Source organism: Amycolatopsis albispora (assembly GCF_003312875.1).
GTDB classification, from domain to species: domain Bacteria; phylum Actinomycetota; class Actinomycetes; order Mycobacteriales; family Pseudonocardiaceae; genus Amycolatopsis; species Amycolatopsis albispora.
In genome coordinates this window covers 7,735,237-7,753,156 of the sequence record NZ_CP015163.1, presented here as the reverse complement: position 1 = coordinate 7,753,156, position 17,920 = coordinate 7,735,237, and the positions used below count along the sequence as shown (strand labels likewise).

The following is a 17,920-nucleotide window of genomic DNA, read 5'->3' as shown; positions in this document are numbered from 1 at the left end:
TACCTGCCCGGTTCTGTCGGTGGGGGCCGGATAATGCGGTTCATGGAGACGGTGGCGTTCGGCGGCCTGGCGACCGAGGTGGGCCGGGTACTGGTCGCGGTGACCCCGGCCGGGCTGGCTTCGACGGCCTTCGACGACACCCCGGAGCTGCGGGAACGGATCGCCGCGCGCCTCGGCCTGCCGGTGGTTTCCGATCCGCCGCGGGTGGAGCCGGTGCTGGCCGAGCTGCGCGAGTACTTCGACGGCACGCGGGAACGGTTCGAGTTCCCCGTGGACTGGCGCCTGTACTCGTCGACGCAGCAGCGGGTGCTCGGCACGTTGTACGAAACGGTGCCGTACGGGAAAACGGTGACCTACGGGGAACTGGCGGAACGCAGCGGCACGGGCGTGCCCGCGCGCGGGATCGGCTCGATCATGGGCAGCAACCCGATCCCGATCGTGGTGCCGTGCCACCGGGTGCTGGCCAGCACCGGCCTCGGCGGCTTCAGCGGCGGGGACGGCGTGCCGTCGAAACGGCAGCTGCTGACGCTGGAAGGGCGGTTGCCCCAGGGCCTGTGGTGACCGGGGGCGGCGTCAAGACCAGCGCTCGACCGCCGGCGCCCGGCCGAACACGAATGTGGCTTTCGGGGCGGATTTCGCCCCGAAAGCCACATTCGTGTCCAGGCAGCAGTGTCCAGTTCAGCCGGGTCAGGCCCAGAGTTCGCCGTCCAGCCGGGCGGCCGCGTCGTCCAGGGTGCCGCTGTAGGCGCCGGTGGACAGGTACTTCCACCCGGCGTCGGCGACCACAAAAGCCACGTCCGCCGGTTCACCGCGAGCCGCGGCCTTTTCGGCGACGGCCAAGGCCGCGTGCAGCACGGCACCCGTCGAGATCCCCGCGAAGATGCCTTCGTGCTCCAGCAGTTCCCGCGTCCGCCGCAGCGCGTCGTAGGCGCCGACCGAGTACCGCCCGTTCAGCACGCTCGCGTCGTACAGCTCGGGCACGAAGCCCTCGTCGATGTTCCGCAGCCCGTACACCAGCTCGCCGTACCGCGGCTCCGCCGCGATGATCTGCACGTCCGGCTTCGCCTCGTGCAGGTACCGGCCGACGCCGACCAGGGTGCCCGTGGTGCCGAGCCCGCCCACGAAGTGCGTCAGCGTGGGCAGGTCCTTCAGCAGCTCCGGCCCGGTCCCCCGGTAGTGCGCGTCGGCGTTCGCCGGGTTGCCGTACTGGTAGAGCATCACCCAGTCCGGATTGGCCTTGGCCAGTTCCTTCGCCCGGCGCACGGCCTCGTTCGACCCACCGGCCGCCGGCGAGAACACGATCCGCGCGCCGTAGGCCTGCAGCAGCTGCTTGCGCTCGGCGGAGGTGTTCTCCGGCATCACGCAGACCAGGCCGTACCCCTTGAGCTTCGCCGCCATCGCCAGCGCGATGCCGGTGTTGCCCGAGGTCGGCTCCAGGATCGTGGACCCGCGGCGCAGCGTGCCCTCCCGCTCGGCGGCCTCGATCATCGCCAGCGCCGGCCGGTCCTTGATCGACCCGGTCGGGTTGCGGTCCTCCAGCTTCGCCCACAACCGCACGTCGTGCGTCGGCGACAGCCTCGGCAGGCCGACCAGCGGGGTGCCGCCGAGCGCGTCGAGCAGCGACTCGTAGCGAGCCATGCCTAGCGCGCGCCGCCGGCCACCGCGGGCAGGATGGTCAGCGTGTCGCCGTCCTTGACCTCGGCGTCCAGCCCACCGGCGAAGCGCACGTCCTCGTCGTTGACGTAGACGTTGATGAACCGGTGCAGCTTCTCGTCCTTGACCAGGCGCGCCTTGATGCCACCGTGGCGGCTCTCCACGTCGTCGATCACCTCGAGCACCGTCTTGCCGCTCGCCTCGACGGACTTCTCGCCGCCGGTGTGCGTGCGCAGGATGGTCGGGATGGACACGTTCACGGCCATGGATCTTTACCTCCGCTAGGGATCTCTCGTAGTGGGCTGACGTACGGGCGAGGGCGGTTATTCCTCGATCTCGACCGGCTCCTCGGTGATCTCACCGTCGACGATCCGGTACGACCGGAATTCGTGCACCTCGGGATCCCTGGTGGAGACCAGCACGTAGTGCGCGAACGGCTCGGACGCGATGGCGGCGTCGGTGCGCGAGGGATAGGCCTCGGTGGCGGTGTGCGAGTGGTAGATCACCACCGGCACCTCGTTGTTGGCGTCCATCTCGCGGTACAGCTTGAGCAGATCACCGGAGTCGAACTCGTAGAACGTCGGCGAGCGCGCCGCGTTCAGCATGGGGATGAACCGCTCGGGGCGGTCCGAGCCGTCGTCCGGCCCGGCGATCACCCCGCACGCCTCGTCCGGGTGGTCCCGGCGGGCGTGCGCGACGATCTCGTCGACTAGTTCACGGCGGATCCGAAGCACGATCACATCCTATGTGCTGGACAACGGGCGTCCACCCAGTGAGACAGAGCCCTCGTGCCCTTGACCTCAGCCGGGGAAGGCCTCCGGCCATACGTCGCGGTAGGCACGCAGGCCACCGGCCCCGGTGGCGGCCAGCAGGCCGTGCACCATCGCCCTGGCGAACACCCGCGCGGCGGCGGAGCACAGCTGGTCGAGCGCGCCCGCGCGCGAGGCGTCGGCGAACGGCCCGCTCGCCACCGGCAGCTCACGCGCCCCGGTGGCCAGCGCGAACACGGTGTCGCCGTCGAACATGGTGTGCGCCGGGCGCACGGCCCGCGCGAGACCGTCCTGCGCGGCGACCGCCAGCCGCCGCGCCTCGGCCTTCGACAACGCCGCGTCCACCGCGACCACACCGATCGTGGTGTTCAGGTCCGTCGGCGCGGCCTCGACCTCGCCGGGCCGGTCCGGCCAGCGCACCCCGAACTCGCCGTCCACCTCGTGGTCCGCCGCGAACGCGCGACCGGTCCGCAGGTCGACGGCCTCACCGGAGGCGTTCACCGCGGCCAGCGCGCCGACCACGAACTCACCGACGCGCTCACTCGCGGTGCCGATACCGCCCTTGAGCGAGCCGACCGCCGCCCCGGCCCCGGCACCCACCGTGCCCTGCGCGAACTCGCCGGTGGCGGCCGCTTCGCAGGCCGCGTAACCGAAGGACGCGTCCGGCCGGTTGCCCCAGTCGCCGCGAGGCAGGTCGAACAACACCGCGGCGGGCACGATCGGCACCACCTCGTGCGGTTCCGCGCCCACGGGGAAGCCCATCGACCGCTCGCCCAGCCAGCGCATCACGCCGTCCGCGGCGGCCAGGCCGTACGCGCTCCCGCCGGACAGGCAGACCGCGTTCACCCGCTGCACCAGGTTCTCCGGCTCCAGCAGGTTCGTCTCGCGCGTGCCGGGCGCGCCCCCGCGCTGGTCGACCGCGCCGACCGCGCCGTCGGGCACCAGCACCACCGTGGTCCCGGTGGCCCAGCCCCCGCCGACCCGCTCGTGGTGCCCGACCAGCACGCCGGGCACGTCGGTGAGCGCGTTCATTCGGTCAGCGCCTGTACCAGGCTTTCCTGCACCCAGGTCAGCCAGTGGTACACCCCGAGGTGCGGCGCGCGCGGGTCCTCCGGCGGCAGCTCGTCGGGCATGTCCTCGGTGACGTCGAGCGCGGTGCCGAGCGCCAGGCGCACGTCGTTCAGCGCGGACAGCCAGGCGTCGGCCTGCTCGAAGCTCAGCCGCACCTCACCGCCGTCCGGCGACAGCGTCTCCAGCACCACGGCGGCCACGCCGACCTTCGCGTCGAGCACCTCCGGCTCGTGCAGCGAGCGCAGCGCGGCGGCGGAGTCGAGGTCCTCCTTGGCCGGGGCGTCCGGGTCCAGGCGGTGGAAGTCGGGCAGCAGGCGCGAGAGCACCGGGTCGCTCGGCGCCTCGCTGGGGCCGGTGCGGATGCCGGTCAGCTCGGCCAGCTCGTCCTGCGGCGCCTCCTCCGACCGGGCGCGCAGCATGTCGTCGACCTGGCTGATCAGGCCGCGCAGCACGGCGGCCTCCTGCTGCTCGAAGCCGGCCTGCAGGCGTGCGCCCTTGCGGCGCCACGGCTTCACGACGGGTGCTCCATGGTTGCCCACAACCCGGCGGCGTGCAGCTTCGCCACGTCACCCTCCACCTTCTCCTTGCCCCCAGAGGAGACGATGGCTTTGCCCTTGTGGTGGACGTCCAGCATCAACTTGGTGGCGTGCTCGCGGCTGTACCCGAACAGCTTCTGGAACACGTAGGTCACGTACGACATGAGGTTCACCGGGTCGTTCCAGACCACTGTCTGCCACGGTTTGTCCTCAGCCCCCAGGTCGGCCGCGGACGGCTCCACCATCGGTTCGGCGGCAGGCGTACTCATGGCCTCCATGGTGTCACGCCGCCCGCATCCCGTGCTTCGGCAGGTCAGCCCATAGGGTTGGACCATGGCCTGGACGCGAACCGGCAGCGAGCTCAGCACCGCGCTGCTCACCGACCACTACGAGCTGACCATGCTGGGCAGCGCGCTCGCCGACGGCACCGCCGACCGGCCCTGTGTTTTCGAGGTGTTCGCCCGGCGGCTGCCGGACGGGCGGCGCTACGGCGTCGTCGCGGGCACCGCGCGGGTGATCGACGCGATCGGGGACTTCCGCTTCACCGACGCCGAGATCAGCCAGCTGGAGTCGACCGCCGTGGTGGACGCCGAGACGCTGTCCTGGCTGGCCGACTACGAGTTCAGCGGCGACGTGGACGGCTACGCCGAGGGCGAGCTGTACTTCCCCGGCTCCCCCATCCTCACCGTCCGCGGCAGCTTCGCCGAGGCCGTGGTGCTGGAGACGCTGGTGCTGTCCATCCTCAACCACGACAGCGCGATCGCCTCGGCCGCCGCGCGCATGTCCAGCGCCGCGCACGGCAGGCCGATCATCGAGATGGGCGGGCGCCGCACGCACGAGTACGCCGCGGTCGCCGCCGCCAGGGCCGCCTACCTGGCCGGTTTCGCCACCACCTCCAACCTGGAGGCCGGCCGCCGCTACGGCATCCCCACCCGCGGTACCGTCGCGCACGCGTTCATGCTGCTGCACGACAGCGAGGAGCAGGCGTTCCGCGCGCAGGTGGACAAGCTCGGCGCGGACACCACGCTGCTGGTGGACACCTACGACATCACCGCGGGCATCGAGACCGCGGTCCGGGTGGCCGGGCCGGAACTGGGCGCCATCCGGATCGATTCCGGCGACGTGGGCCCGCTGGCCCGCCGGGCCCGCGAGCAGCTCGACGCGCTCGGGGCCAAGGACACCAGGATCGTGGTCTCCGGTGACCTCGACGAGCACGCCATCGCGGCCCTGCGTGCCGAGCCGGTGGACGCGTACGGCGTGGGCACCTCGGTGGTCACCGGTTCCGGCGCGCCGACCGCGGGCATGGTCTACAAGCTGGTCGAGGTGGACGGCCGCCCGGTCGCCAAGCGCAGCACGCACAAGGAGTCGCGCGGGGGCCGCAAGGGCGCCATCCGGCGGCACAAGCCGACCGGCACCGCGCTCGAAGAGGTGGTCTACCCGGCCGGCGGGCCCGCGCCCGAACTCGGCCCGGACGACCGCGAACTGCAGATCCCCCTGGTGCGGGCTGGACAGCCCGTCGACGACCTGCCCACCCTGGACGACGCGCGGCAACTCCTGCGCAAGGGCCTGGTCAGCCTGCCGTGGGAGGGCCTGAAGCTGTCGCACGGCGAGCCCGCCGTGCCCACCGTTTTCCGCTGAAAGGGGCACCCGCGATGGCGAACGCGTTGATCGTGGTGGACGTGCAGAACGACTTCTGCGAGGGCGGGGCGCTGGGGGTGGCCGGCGGCGCCGAGCTGGCCGCCCGGATCTCCGGTTTCCTGCGGGAGAACGCCTACGACCAGGTGGTCGCGACCAGGGACTACCACATCGATCCCGGCGCGCACTTCAGCGACGAACCGGACTTCGTGCGGTCGTGGCCGCGGCACTGCGAGGCCGGTACGCCCGGCGCGGCCTTCCACCCCGCGCTCGACGTGGCGCCGATCTCCGCGGTGTTCTCGAAGGGCCAGTACAGCGACGGCTACTCCGGCTTCGAGGGCAGCACCGAAACCGGCGAGAACCTGGCGGACTGGCTGCGCGCGCGGGAGGTGGACAGCGTCGACGTGGTCGGCATCGCCACCGACCACTGCGTCCGGGCGACCGCGCTGGACGCCGCCGAGGCCGGTTTCCGCGTGCGGGTGCTGCTCGACCTGACCGCGGGCGTCTCGCGGTCCACTGTGGACAAGGCGCTGGCCGACCTGCGCACCGCCGGTGCCGAGCTGACCGGCACCCCGGTGGTCAGCGGCTGACCACCGGGGTGGCGTCACTCAGGCGTCACCGTACGGGTCGCAGCTGGCCGAGCCGACGACGATCTCGCCGGTGGCCGGGCCGCCCTCCGGGAACAGCTGGATGCGCATCGCGTTGGTGGCCAGGCTGCCGTCCGGCGGCTCCGGCACGACGATCTCGTTGAGCACCACGCGGGCCAGCGGCTTGCCGTCCTCGCCGGGCAGGTCCACGGTGTGACCGGGCGGGATGCTCGACGGCACCTCGATGCCGGCCACGTCGCTCAGCTCGACCAGGCCGCTGGCGCCGTTGGTGGTGGTGTCGCAGCGCGCGCTGTACGTGCGCACCTTGATCGTCGGGCCGCCGTACTTGCGCAGCACCTTGGTCTCGAACCGCTGCCCGCGCACCATGCCGGTGGCGAACCCGGTTTCCGCGCGCGAGCACTGCGACTCGCTCTTGCCGAACCGCGTGGTCCCGGCCTCGACGCCGGGTGAGCTGGCGGTGTCCTGCGCACCCAGCCGACATTCGGCGATCGGCCCCTCCCGCACGGTCTGCGCACCCGCGGTGACGTCGACCGTGCCCGCGGTCGCGGACGCGCTGGCCACCGGTGCCGCTTGCGCCGCTCCCGGTGCGACGAGCAGCCCGCCGCACGCGCACGCCGCTATCGCGGCCTTCCTCAACTTCGACACGGGGGTCACTCCCTCCACCGAAACGTGAATTTCCCTCCATCGACATCGGCCGGGGAGATCAAGAGCCGAACCCCGGCAGGCCGCTACCACCCGGAAGAGTGGACAGTGAGCTACCCGACTTCGGGGGATATTGCCGGTCCACCGGCGTTAACCTGCCTTGAGCTTCAGGCATGCAATCGCTCAGGCACGAACGTGGAGGCCGCTTTGTCGACGCTGACCCTCGCCGCCCGCCGTCCGGTGCTGGCGGATCTCATCCCCGGTGCGCTGGTCCGTGACATCACCCTGGTCGCCGCCGGCGCCGGGCTCACCGGCCTGGCCGCGCAGCTGGTCATCCCGGTTCCCGGCAGCCCGGTGCCGATGACCGGCCAGACCTTCGCCGCCCTGCTGGTCGGCGCGGCGCTGGGCTGGCAGCGCGGCGGCGCGGCCATGCTGCTCTACCTGCTCGTCGGCGCGGCCGGCGTGCCGTGGTTCAACGGCGGCACCTCCGGCATGTTCGGCGCCAGCGCCGGGTACATCGCCGGCTTCGTGCTGGCCGGGGCGCTGGTGGGCGCGCTGGCCGGGCGCGGCGGCGACCGCACCCCGCTGCGCACCGCGGGCACCATGGTGCTCGGCAACCTGGTGATCTACGCGGTCGGCGTGCCGTGGCTGATGGCCGCCGCGTCGATGGACCTCGGCACCGCCTTCGACAAGGGCGTGCTGCCGTTCCTGATCGGTGACGCGCTGAAGATCGTCGTGGCGGCCGGCCTGCTGCCGGTCACCTGGGCGCTGGTGAACCGCTTCCGCCGCCAGAACTGACGGTGGCCCCCGGTACCGTTGCTCCTCGTGCCGAAGACCGCTGAGCTCACCGCCGCACGCAAGGGCAGCCTTCCGGGGGTGCTGGAGTTGCTCACGCACGCCGTGGAGTCGGTCGGCGGGGCCGAGCGCCCCGGCCAGGTGGCGATGGCCGACGCGGTCGGCCGCGCCATCCGCACCGGCGAGCACCTGGCCGTGCAGGCGGGCACCGGGACCGGCAAGTCGCTGGCCTACCTGGTGCCCGCGATCCGGCACGCGGTGGAGAAGGGCACCACGGTGGTGGTCTCCACCGCGACCATCGCGCTGCAGCGCCAGCTCGTCGACCGGGACCTGCCCCGGCTGGCGAAGGCGCTGAAGAAGCCGCTCGGGCGCGAGCCGACCTTCGCCATTCTCAAGGGCCGCCGCAACTACCTCTGCCTGCACCGGCTCGACACCGGTGCCCCGGAGGAGCCGGAGGACCAGGGCCTGTTCGACCCGTTCGCGGTGTCGCGCATGGGCAAGGAGGTCAAGCGGCTGCACGAGTGGTCCTCGGACACCGAGACCGGCGACCGCGACGAGCTGGTGCCCGGCGTGTCCGACCAGGCGTGGCGGCAGGTGTCGGTGTCCGCGCGCGAATGCCTCGGCGTGTCCCGCTGCCCGATCGGCACCGACTGCTTCGCCGAGCGCGCGCGGGCCGAGGCCGGGCGCGCGGACGTGGTGGTCACCAACCACGCGCTGCTCGCCATCGACGCGCTGCAGGGTTACCAGGTGCTGCCCGAGCACGACGTGGTGGTCATCGACGAGGCGCACGAGCTGGTCGACAGGGTGACCTCGGTGGCCACCGCGGAGCTGACCAGCGCGATGGTGTCCACCGCCGGGCGCCGCTGCGGCAAGCTGATCGACGCCGACGTGGCCGACCGGCTGATGGAGGCCAGCGACGGGCTGGCGCTGGTGCTCGACGACCTGCCGTCCGGCCGGATGGACTCGCTGCCGCAGGCGCTGAAGGGCGCGCTGCCCGCGGTCCGGGACGCCGCGCACACCTGCCTGTCGGCGCTCGGGTCCGACCGCAAGGACGACGGCGCCGACGAGGCGACCGCCCGCAAGCTCGCGCGCACGCTGCTGGAGGAGGTGCACGACACCGCGGTCCGGTTGCTGGAGGCGTTCGACGAGGACCAGGCGCACCGGCCGGACGTGGTGTGGCTCAGCGGCGACCCGTACTCGTCGAACCCGCGGCCGCCCGCGCTGCACGTGGCGCCGCTGAGCGTGGCGGGGCTGCTGCGGGAGCGCGTCTTCGGCCAGACCACGACCGTGCTGACGTCGGCCACGCTGGCGCTCGGCGGCACCTTCGACACGCTGGCCAGGCAGTGGGGGCTGCCGCCGTCGCAGGCGGCCGAGCGGAAGCCCGACCCCGGCACGGCCACGGAGAAGGCGGCGCCGTCGGACAAGGAGACCGTGCGGTGGACCGGGCTGGACGTCGGTTCGCCGTTCGACCACCGCAAGAACGGCATTCTGTACATGGCCAAGCACCTGCCGACGCCCGGCCGGGACGGGCTCGCCGAGCGCACGCTCGACGAGATCGCCGAGCTGATCGAGGCGGCGGGCGGGCGCACGCTCGGGCTGTTCTCGTCGATGCGCGCGGCGAAGCAGGCCACCGAGGAGCTGCGGGACCGGGTCAAGCACCCGATCCTTTGCCAGGGCGACGATTCGACCTCGCTGCTGGTGCGCAAGTTCAGCGAGGACCCGCGGACGTGCCTGTTCGGCACGTTGTCGCTGTGGCAGGGCGTGGACGTGCCGGGGCCGGCGTTGCAGCTGGTGCTGGTGGACAGGCTGCCGTTCCCGCGGCCGGACGATCCGGTGTCCTCGGCGCGGCAGCGCGCGGTGGAGGCCCGCGGTGGCAACGGTTTCCTCACCGTGGCCGCCACGCACGCCGCGCTGCTGCTGGCGCAGGGCGTCGGGCGGCTGCACCGGTCGACCAGCGACCGCGGGGTGGTGGCGATCCTCGACTCGCGGCTGGCGAACGCCAGGTACGGCGGTTTCCTGCGGGCTTCGCTGCCGCCGTTCTGGCCGACCACCGACCCGGAAGTGGCCAGGGCCGCGCTGCGGCGGCTGGATGCCGCCGCCCCCGCCTGAGCGCCCGGACCTCGCGGCAGTACCGTAAACGGAACGCAAAGACGAGGGAGTCGTAGTTGTCCCAGGACTCAACCCACGCGCAGTCCCGCTCGGTCGGCGTCGACGACACCGGGGTCCGCCGGCAGCTCGCCGACGGTACCGAGGAGTCCGTCACCTGGGCTGAGCTGTCCGCCGTGGTGATCAGGGTGATTCCCGAGGGGCCCTGGAAAGAGGACGTGTTCATCATGCTGGCCGGCGCCGACGGCAAGGGCACCGCCATCCCCAGCGGCGACCCCGCGGCCGACGCCCTCATCGAACGCCTCCAGGCCCTGCCCGGTTTCGACAACGAAAAGTTCATCGAAGCCATGACCACGGACGCGGATGAGGCCTACGTGGTCTGGAAAGCCACCACCACCGACTCCTGACCGGGCCGCACAGCCGTCGGCTGACGCCTTTGGTGCGGCCCTTTGGTGCGGCACCAGCGTCGGCGGCGCCACCCGCGAGCGGCTTCGCCGCTGCGCCGAGCCGCAGCCAACCCGCGACGGCTAGGTCACCCAGCAGCCACGCCAGCTGCTCCCCGGCTCGCGGTGGCCACTTCGGCGATGACAGCGCCGCCAGCGAGCAGGTTTGTTGTTGGCAGCCACCGAGCGCCAGCCATCCCCCGAGCGCCAGCCGCCGGGCACCGGACACACCGCCGCCTGGCACCGCCACCGGCCCGAGCATCGACCGCCGGGCACCAGACACACCGGCCCCGAGCATCAGCCACCGGCCCCGAGGGGCAGCCGTCGGCCGCCGGGCACCGAACGCCAGCCGCCGCCCCCAGGCGCCCGACCCCGGGCGCCAGCCGCCGGGCACCAGCCGCCGACCCCGGGCGCCGGCTGCCGGGCGCCAGCTGCCGGGCACCGGCGCCGGGTGCCGGGGCTGGAGGTCGGGGGCGGGCGGAGCGTGGGCTTCGGTGGCGGCCGAGTGGTCCGGCGGCCAGCGCCGAGCGGCGGTGAACGCCGGGCCGCGAGGGGCCATCAGCGAGCTTTGTCGAGGTTGGGGCGGGCCGGGCGAGGCGCCTTGCCGGGCCGGGCCGGGTCCTCGGGGGGCCTGGCGTCGGGAGGCAGGGCGCTTCGTGGTCGGTGGCGCTTCGTGGTCGGGGGGCGGCTGTGGAGGGTGGCTGGGTGTGGGGGCGGCTGGGCGTGGGGGCGGAAGGGGGGTCAGGTGCTTTGGACGCTCGGCTGCTTGGCGTGTCCGGCGGGCTTGGGTGCGCCTGACAGGATCAGCGAGACGCCGACCAGCATCACCGCGGCGGTGCTGAAGTGCCAGCCGAAAGCCGCGGCGACTGAGCCGTCGTGGGTTAGCACGATGAGGCCGTCGGTCAGGGGGATCACGGTCATCGCGAGCAGCACCCAGCCCATCGCCCGCCGCTGGCCCAGTGCCATCAGGGTCAGCAAAACGAGCCCCGAAGCGACGTCCCGGATGCCTTTAACCGCCAGGTAGGCACCAGCATCACCCGCCGACGAGGCCGGGACGCCGTAGCCCGTGGCGGCGGCATCCGGGCCGAGCAGGAAATTCGCGCCGACGTAGATGATGCCGAGACCCACCACCAGCACGATGGCGTTGGCGATCTTCTGTGCCATGAGACCCTCCAGAAAACTAGCGTTGCTAGGATTTCTAGCGACGCTAGCACTAGCGGTGCTAGTTTGGCTAGCGGTGCTAGATTTGGGCCCATGTCGGATCGCCGGGCGCGTGAACGCGCCGAACGCCATCAGCTGATCATCCGCACCGCCCGCGAACTCGCCGAGCAGGAGGGCTGGGAGGCCGTCACCACCCGGCGGCTGTCCGAGCGCATCGGCTACAGCCAGCCGGTGCTCTACAGCCACTTCGCGGGCAAGGACGCCATCGTCACCGCGGTCGCGCTACAAGGCATCGAGGAGCTGACCACGGCGCTGCGCCCCGCCTGGTCGGTCGACTCGCTCGTCCGCGCGTACACGCACTTCGCGTTCGACAATCCCGTGCTCTACGACGCAATGTTCACCCTCCACACGGAACTGGAGTTCGGCGAAAACGCGCCCGAGCAGCTCAAGACCGCCTTCTCGCTGCTGTACCAGGTGTTCGCGCCGCACGCGGGCGACCAGGACCCGGAGACCTTCACCGAAGTCGCCTGGAGCGCGATGCACGGGCTCGTCCTGCTCACCCGCGACAGCAGGCTGCGCGGCGGCCTCGGCGAGGACCGCATCGCACTCCTGGTCAGCCTGCTGGGAAAGTCTCCGTGACCGGGATGCCCTTCTTGAGCGTCCGGCTCACCGTGCACAGCCGGTCGATCGCGCGGTCCACCGCGACCGCCAGCGCCGCCCGCCGCTCGGGGTCCAAAGAGGACAGATCGAGGTCGAAGGTCACGTGCACGGCGTCCAGTTCGGAGGCGGCGTCGTTGCGGTCGGCGGTCACCTCGACGCGGAACTTCGCCTCCTCGCCGGTCCGCCGCACCACCAGGTCCTCGGCGGTCACCGCGGCGCAGCCCGCCGCGGCGATCTGCAGCAGTTCGGCGGGCGAGAACACGTCCGCCTGCCCCTTGCGGCCGATCCGCACCTCGGCGCCCCGCTCGTTGCGCCCGGCGAACACGTGCTCGCCGATCCGCTCCACCTCGAGCCCCATGCGCTCCTCCTCTGCCGCCGTCAACGCCACCGCGCGAGCACCGTGACGGTGCCCGGCTCCACTTCGGTGAAACCGGCGTCGCGCACGGCGATCACCGAGCGTTCCGCCCAGGCCAGGGCCGGGTCGTGGCCGGGATGCAGCTCCGCCCACTCCAGCCGCCCGGGAACCCGGACCGCACAACGGAAACCGCGGTCCGCCCAGGCCGCGAGCCGGTGCTCGTCGAGCAGCGAAGCCAGCAGCATGGTGCCGTGCCCGACCTGAGCCGCGGCCTTGCCGACGGTCATCGTCACGCCCGGGTTGAGCAGCAGGACCGGCGTCGAAGCGGGCACCGGCCCCGGCTCGTCCGGCGGCAGCTCGCTGCCGGAGATCTGCAGCCGCGAGACCTCCTTCGGCGCGTCGACCACCCGGCCCGGCAGCAACGCGCGTGCCTCGGCACCGTCGACCGACACCGTCACGCCCGGCAACTCCTGCACGGCCTGCCAGTGCGCGCCCCTGGCCCGGCGGGCGACCTTGCGGATGTGCCCGGAAACCCAGTCCCGTACCGGTTCGTGCCATTCCCCGCCCGGCTTCGCGCGCTCGTCCAGGCACACCGCCAGCGCGGCCGCGGCCGCCGCCTCCAGCAGCGGGGTGCGACCCGGCGGTTCCGCTTTTTCCATGCGCAGGATCACCGGCATGGCGCGCACCTCGTCCGGCGACGCCTCCGGCAGGGCCGTCTCCTCGGCGGGCAGGCCCAGCCACGACGCGTACCGCGCGGCCAGTGGAGCGAGGATCACGGCCGCTCCGGCAGCAGGCCGTCCGCCGCGTCGGCCGCTTCGACCTCCGCGCGCGTGATGCCGAGCATGAACAGCACCGCGTCCAGGAACGGGTGCGACAACGCGGTGTCGGCGACCTCGCGCAGCGCGGGCTTGGCGTTGAAGGCGACCCCCATGCCCGCCGCCGAGAGCATGTCGATGTCGTTCGCGCCGTCACCGACCGCTACGCACTGGGTCAGCGGAATGCCGTATTCGGCGGCGAACCGGCGCAGCGCGACCGCCTTGCCCGGCCGGTCGACCACCTCGCCGACCACCTTGCCGGTGAGCTTGCCGTCAACGATCTCCAGTTCGTTCGCCGCGGCGAAGTCCAGGCCCAGCTCGTCGACCAGCCGCTGGATGATCGTGGTGAACCCGCCGGACACCACCCCGCAGCGGTAGCCGAGCCGCTTGAGCGTGCGGACCGTGGTGCGCGCGCCCGGGGTCAGCTGCAGCGACGAAGCCACCTCGTCGAGCACCGTCGCGGGCAGGCCTTCGAGCAACGCGACCCGGCGCTCCAGCGACTCGGTGAAGTTCAGCTCACCGCGCATCGCCGCCTCGGTGATCTCGCGGACCTGCGGCTCCACCCCGGCGAACGCGCCGAGCATCTCGATGACCTCGCCCTGGATGAGCGTGGAGTCCACGTCGAACACGATCAGCCGCTTGGCCCGCCGCGCCAGCCCGGCCCGCTCGACCGCCACGTCGAGACCGCCACGCGAAGCCACGTCGGCCAGCGCGCTGCGCAGCGCCTCGTCGGCGGCTTCGGTGTCTTCGGCGACCGAGACGTAGACCTCGAGCCCGGTCACCGGGTAGTCGGCGATGCTGCGGATCGAGTCGATGTTCACGTTCATCGCGGCCAGCCGCCGCGCCACCTCGGTGAACGCGCGAGCGGTGAACGGCAGGCCGAGCACCACCAGCACGTGGCTGGAGCCCTGGCGGGCCGGCGCGAACGGGTCCTCGCCGATCGCCGTGCCGATGCTGACCTCGACCTGCATGGACACCGAGTGCATGGCCTGCTCGACCAGCTCCTGCAGGCCCTCCGGGTCGCTCTCCACGGCCACCAGCACACCGAGGACCAGCTGCCCGCGGATGACCACCTGCTCGACGTCGAGCAGGTCGACACCGTGCCGGGTCAGCGCGGCGAACAGCACCGAGGACACACCCGGCTTGTCCGGACCGGTCGTGGTGATGAGAACTGGGGTCTTCGTCACGGCACCCTTCCCTCAGTGGTTGCGATCGGGGCTATTCGGTGGATCCGGGTTTTCGCCGGGCGTGCGGCCGGGAGACCCTCGGCGAACTTCCGATCGTGACCACCAGACAGAGAAGAAGCGCGCATCCCGAAGGTCCGGGATGCGCGCCTCTTCACGGTTCAGCTCACTGCTCGCCCGCGTTGTCCTTGGAGTGGTCACCCGGGATGGCGGCTTCGGTGAGCACCTGCGAAGGAGCCTTCGATTCGCCGTGCACCTTCGGCTTGCCGGTGAAGGTGATCTCGCCTTCCTTGTGGATCCGCTCGATCATGTGCGGGTAGTGCAGCTCGAACGCCGGCCGCTCCGACCGGATCCGCGGCAGCTCGGTGAAGTTGTGCCGCGGCGGCGGGCACGAGGTGGCCCACTCGAGCGAGTTGCCGTAACCCCACGGGTCGTCGACCGTGACGATCTCGCCGTACCGGTAGCTCTTGAACACGTTCCACAGGAACGGCAGCGTCGACGCGCCGAGGATGTAGGCGCCGATGGTGGAGATCGTGTTCAGCGTGGTGAACCCGTCGCTGACCAGGTAGTCGGCGTACCGGCGCGGCATGCCCTCGTTGCCCAGCCAGTGCTGGACCAGGAAGGTGCCGTGGAAGCCGATGAACGTGGTCCAGAAGTGCAGCTTGCCCAGCGGCTCGTCGAGCATCCGGCCGGTGATCTTCGGGAACCAGAAGTAGATGCCGGCGAAGGTGGCGAACACGATCGTGCCGTAGAGCACGTAGTGGAAGTGCGCCACCACGAAGTAGCTGTCGGAGACGTGGAAGTCGATCGCCGGGGCGGCCAGCAGGATGCCGGACAGCCCGCCGAAGAGGAAGGTGACGATGAAGCCGACGCTGAAGATCATCGGCGTCTCGAAGCTCAGCTGCCCCTTCCACATGGTGCCGATCCAGTTGAAGAACTTGACACCGGTGGGCACTGCGATCAGGAAGGTCATGAAGGAGAAGAACGGCAGCAGCACCGAGCCGGTCGCGTACATGTGGTGCGCCCACACCGCGACGGACAGCGCGGCGATGCCCAGCGTCGCCCAGACCAGGCCCTTGTAACCGAAGATCGGCTTGCGGCTGAACACCGGGAAGATCTCCGAGACGATGCCGAAGAACGGCAGCGCGACGATGTAGACCTCCGGATGCCCGAAGAACCAGAACAGGTGCTGCCAGAGGATCACGCCGCCGTTGGCCGGGTCGAACACGTGCGCGCCGAGGTGCCGGTCCGCCAGCAGGCCCATCAGCGCCGCGGTCAGGATCGGGAAGGCCAGCAGGATCAGGATGCTGGTGACCAGGATGTTCCAGGTGAAGATGGGCATCCGGTACATGGTCATGCCGGGGGCGCGCAGGCAGACCACCGTGGTGATCATGTTGACCGCGCCGAGGATCGTGCCGAGACCGGACACCACCAGGCCGGAGATCCACAGGTCGGCGCCGACGCCGGGCGAGTGGATCGCGTCCGAGAGCGGGGTGTAGGCGAACCAGCCGAAGTCGGCGGCGCCGCCCGGGGTGATGAACCCGGACATCACGATCAGCCCGCCGAACAGGTACAGCCAGTAGGAGAACGCGTTCAGCCGCGGGAACGCCACGTCGGGCGAGCCGATCTGCAGCGGCAGGACGAAGTTCGCGAAGCCGAACAGGATCGGCGTGGCGTAGAGCAGCAGCATCACCGTGCCGTGCATGGTGAACAGCTGGTTGTACTGCTCCTGGGAGAGGAACTGCTGTCCCGGCCGGGCCAGCTCGCTCCGGATCAGCATCGCCATCGCGCCGCCGACCATGAAGAAGGCGAACGAGGTGACCAGGTACATGATGCCGATTTGCTTGTGGTCCGTCGTGCGGAACAACCGCAGCAGGTACGAACCCTTCACCGACTCGCGCGCCGGGTACGGGCGCGTGGCGATCGGCTTGGGGGCTACGGCCGTCACTCCTGCCTCCTGCACTGCTCTTGTGGTGGTCCCGGCCGCGGACAGGCCACGGCCGAGTGGCTACGGGGATCGTAGCCCGCACCCGCAACGGGGGCGCGCACCGGCTGGCAAGATCGCGGGTTCGGGGCCGCGCACCCGGGCTGACCCGCGCGAATCCGCCCCGGTGAGGACGCCGGGAACGGGTTCGACCGGCCGATTCCCGCCGGACGTGACGCGCATTGTGGCCTCCCTCACCCTGAAGTGGGCGTGTTGGGCACAGATCTTCCGTTGCCGCGCTGGGCCCGGTCAGGCCTGCCTGGTCCAGGGCTGCAGCCAGGGGCTGGGTGGCCAGGATTCGGCGGCGGCCAGCAGTGGCATGGCGGTGGCGCCGTCGAGGTGCTCGCGCACGATGTCGGCGTGCCCCGCGTGCCGCGCGCTCTCCTCGATCAGGTGCAGCAGCACCCACCGCACCGACCACGCCTCCAACTCGTCCGGGTACCAGGGCACGCCCTTCGGCACCGGCACCGGCTGCCCCAGGTCGGCGACGCCGCCGATGACGCGTTCGGTCCGCCGCGCCACCTCGGCGTACAGCTCGAACACCCCGGCCAGCGTCTCGTCCTCCCGCAGCACGAACGCGTCGGCGTAATCCTCCATCGCCGGCTGCGGCGGGTCGTCGAACTCGATCAGGTCGATCCAGTTCCGCTCGGTGATCGCCACGTGCTTGACCAGCCCGCCGACGGTCAGCGCGCTGCGGCTGGGCGCCCGCCGCGCCTCGTCGTCGGTCAGTCCGTGGGCGGCGATCCGCAGCACGCGGCGCTGCTGTTCGAGGAAGGCGAGCAGCCCCTCGCGTTCGTCGGCCACCGGGCCGGCGTTGGCATCTTTCACGGTCGGATCATGTCACCCGGCGAAGCCGGTCGGCATCACCCAGATAAGCCGCGCCGGCCAGCAGCAGCACCGCCATCGCGATCGCCTGCACCCGCGTGGCCAGCCCGGCCACCGGTTCGAGCAGGTGCGCCCCCACCTCACCGGCCGCGACCACCACCAGCACCACCCCGGCCACCGCCCGCCACCGCGGCGGCCACCACCCCACCAGGCTGGCCGCGCCGACCAGGTAGATACCGGTCAGCACCTCGGTGAGCACCCGGTGCGCCAGGTGCTGCGGTGAATCCGCCTGGCACAGCTGGTTCACCGAGCTCGCGCAGTCCAGCGGCAGCAGCGCGTGCGCGATCAGCACCACGCCGAACGCCCCCACCGTCGCCACCGACAGCCGCGAAACCCAGTGCGTCGGGGCGAGCCGGTTCAGCGGCGGCACGGCCGCCACGAACGCGGCACCGGCGATCACCTCGGCGGTCCGGAACAGCTCGCCGTGCGGCCGGTCCCGCGCGCCGAACTCGTCGACCGGTGACCGCATGACCGACAGCCCGGTCGGCACCACGAGTTCCAGCAGCCACGCCGAGTAGGCGGCGACGGCCAGCACGAGCAGCGTCATCGCCACCAGTCGCACCAGCCGGAATCCGCTCACGCGCCAAAGAGTGACACGCCAGTCGGTACCAACCGCC

Annotated in this window: 21 protein-coding genes; 7 read left to right on the top strand and 14 right to left on the bottom strand. The window is 71.7% G+C overall.

Annotated elements, in window-relative coordinates; all coding sequences use genetic code 11:
- Positions 1-42: 42 nt before the first annotated feature.
- A complete protein-coding gene (locus A4R43_RS36815; protein ID WP_205215144.1) occupies positions 43-561 on the top strand; it encodes a methylated-DNA--[protein]-cysteine S-methyltransferase in 519 nt (172 codons plus the stop codon).
- A 126-nt stretch (positions 562-687) separates the two neighbouring features.
- Here the strand turns inward: A4R43_RS36815 and A4R43_RS36810 are convergent, their stop codons facing one another.
- The 6 genes from A4R43_RS36810 to clpS form a co-directional block, all read right to left on the bottom strand.
- Entirely contained in the window at positions 688-1,638 is a 951-nt protein-coding gene (locus A4R43_RS36810; protein ID WP_113696299.1) for a PLP-dependent cysteine synthase family protein, read from the bottom strand.
- A 2-nt stretch (positions 1,639-1,640) separates the two neighbouring features.
- On the bottom strand, positions 1,641-1,919 hold the full coding sequence (locus A4R43_RS36805; RefSeq protein WP_113696298.1) for a MoaD/ThiS family protein: 279 nt from the start codon (positions 1,917-1,919) through the stop codon (positions 1,641-1,643).
- Between the two features lie 57 nt (positions 1,920-1,976).
- Complete coding sequence (locus A4R43_RS36800) at positions 1,977-2,387, bottom strand: M67 family metallopeptidase (RefSeq protein ID WP_113698136.1); 411 nt, start codon at positions 2,385-2,387, stop codon at positions 1,977-1,979.
- A 66-nt stretch (positions 2,388-2,453) separates the two neighbouring features.
- The gene (locus A4R43_RS36795; RefSeq protein WP_113696297.1) at positions 2,454-3,455 is read right to left on the bottom strand and encodes a P1 family peptidase; all 1,002 of its coding nucleotides are present in this window, start codon (positions 3,453-3,455) and stop codon (positions 2,454-2,456) included.
- A complete protein-coding gene (locus A4R43_RS36790) occupies positions 3,452-4,009 on the bottom strand; it encodes a DUF2017 domain-containing protein (RefSeq protein WP_113696296.1) in 558 nt (185 codons plus the stop codon). The genes A4R43_RS36795 and A4R43_RS36790 overlap by 4 nt, the downstream gene beginning before the upstream one ends.
- Positions 4,006-4,299 (bottom strand): ATP-dependent Clp protease adapter ClpS, encoded by a 294-nt coding sequence (gene clpS / locus A4R43_RS36785; RefSeq protein WP_113696295.1) that lies wholly within the window; start codon positions 4,297-4,299, stop codon positions 4,006-4,008. The genes A4R43_RS36790 and clpS overlap by 4 nt, the downstream gene beginning before the upstream one ends.
- A 64-nt stretch (positions 4,300-4,363) precedes the next feature.
- On the opposite strand from clpS, the gene A4R43_RS36780 reads away from it, so the two are divergent.
- Together A4R43_RS36780 and A4R43_RS36775 are read left to right on the top strand one after the other, a co-directional pair.
- Positions 4,364-5,668 (top strand): nicotinate phosphoribosyltransferase, encoded by a 1,305-nt coding sequence (locus A4R43_RS36780; protein ID WP_113696294.1) that lies wholly within the window; start codon positions 4,364-4,366, stop codon positions 5,666-5,668.
- A 14-nt stretch (positions 5,669-5,682) separates the two neighbouring features.
- The gene (locus tag A4R43_RS36775) at positions 5,683-6,255 is read left to right on the top strand and encodes an isochorismatase family protein (RefSeq protein ID WP_113696293.1); all 573 of its coding nucleotides are present in this window, start codon (positions 5,683-5,685) and stop codon (positions 6,253-6,255) included.
- Between the two features lie 18 nt (positions 6,256-6,273).
- Here A4R43_RS36775 and A4R43_RS36770 read toward each other — a convergent pair whose 3' ends face one another.
- Positions 6,274-6,918, bottom strand: a complete 645-nt coding sequence (locus A4R43_RS36770) for a choice-of-anchor P family protein (protein ID WP_236808493.1) — start codon at positions 6,916-6,918, stop codon at positions 6,274-6,276.
- A 204-nt stretch (positions 6,919-7,122) separates the two neighbouring features.
- On the opposite strand from A4R43_RS36770, the gene A4R43_RS36765 reads away from it, so the two are divergent.
- Genes A4R43_RS36765 through A4R43_RS36755 form a run of 3 tightly spaced genes read left to right on the top strand, consistent with a single transcriptional unit; the run spans position 7,123 to position 10,223 of the window.
- Positions 7,123-7,713 (top strand): biotin transporter BioY, encoded by a 591-nt coding sequence (locus A4R43_RS36765; protein WP_113696292.1) that lies wholly within the window; start codon positions 7,123-7,125, stop codon positions 7,711-7,713.
- A gap of 27 nt (positions 7,714-7,740) precedes the next feature.
- On the top strand, positions 7,741-9,819 hold the full coding sequence (locus A4R43_RS36760) for an ATP-dependent DNA helicase (RefSeq protein ID WP_113698134.1): 2,079 nt from the start codon (positions 7,741-7,743) through the stop codon (positions 9,817-9,819).
- A 56-nt stretch (positions 9,820-9,875) separates the two neighbouring features.
- Positions 9,876-10,223 (top strand): hypothetical protein, encoded by a 348-nt coding sequence (locus tag A4R43_RS36755; protein WP_113696291.1) that lies wholly within the window; start codon positions 9,876-9,878, stop codon positions 10,221-10,223.
- 777 nt (positions 10,224-11,000) lie between these two features.
- Here A4R43_RS36755 and A4R43_RS36750 read toward each other — a convergent pair.
- Complete coding sequence (locus A4R43_RS36750; protein WP_113696290.1) at positions 11,001-11,423, bottom strand: DUF4267 domain-containing protein; 423 nt, start codon at positions 11,421-11,423, stop codon at positions 11,001-11,003.
- 90 nt (positions 11,424-11,513) lie between these two features.
- Between A4R43_RS36750 and A4R43_RS36745 the strand changes: the two genes are divergently transcribed.
- A complete protein-coding gene (locus A4R43_RS36745; RefSeq protein ID WP_113696289.1) occupies positions 11,514-12,059 on the top strand; it encodes a TetR/AcrR family transcriptional regulator in 546 nt (181 codons plus the stop codon).
- Here the strand turns inward: A4R43_RS36745 and A4R43_RS36740 are convergent.
- From A4R43_RS36740 to A4R43_RS36715, 6 genes are all read right to left on the bottom strand, one after another.
- Positions 12,034-12,438: an OsmC family protein gene (locus A4R43_RS36740; RefSeq protein ID WP_113696288.1), complete on the bottom strand. Its 405-nt coding sequence runs from the start codon at positions 12,436-12,438 to the stop codon at positions 12,034-12,036. The genes A4R43_RS36745 and A4R43_RS36740 overlap by 26 nt on opposite strands.
- A gap of 20 nt (positions 12,439-12,458) precedes the next feature.
- A complete protein-coding gene (locus A4R43_RS36735; RefSeq protein WP_113696287.1) occupies positions 12,459-13,211 on the bottom strand; it encodes a peptidyl-tRNA hydrolase in 753 nt (250 codons plus the stop codon).
- On the bottom strand, positions 13,208-14,437 hold the full coding sequence (gene serB, locus A4R43_RS36730) for a phosphoserine phosphatase SerB (protein WP_113696286.1): 1,230 nt from the start codon (positions 14,435-14,437) through the stop codon (positions 13,208-13,210). Before serB ends, A4R43_RS36735 begins: the two co-directional genes overlap by 4 nt.
- Before the next feature lie 163 nt (positions 14,438-14,600).
- On the bottom strand, positions 14,601-16,382 hold the full coding sequence (gene ctaD / locus A4R43_RS36725; protein WP_113696285.1) for an aa3-type cytochrome oxidase subunit I: 1,782 nt from the start codon (positions 16,380-16,382) through the stop codon (positions 14,601-14,603).
- A gap of 285 nt (positions 16,383-16,667) precedes the next feature.
- Positions 16,668-17,246 carry a DinB family protein gene (locus tag A4R43_RS36720; RefSeq protein WP_113696284.1) on the bottom strand — a complete coding sequence of 193 codons (579 nt, stop codon included), beginning with the start codon at positions 17,244-17,246 and terminating at the stop codon, positions 16,668-16,670.
- 7 nt (positions 17,247-17,253) lie between these two features.
- Positions 17,254-17,883: a DUF998 domain-containing protein gene (locus A4R43_RS36715; protein ID WP_113696283.1), complete on the bottom strand. Its 630-nt coding sequence runs from the start codon at positions 17,881-17,883 to the stop codon at positions 17,254-17,256.
- Between the last annotated feature and the right edge of the window lie 37 nt (positions 17,884-17,920).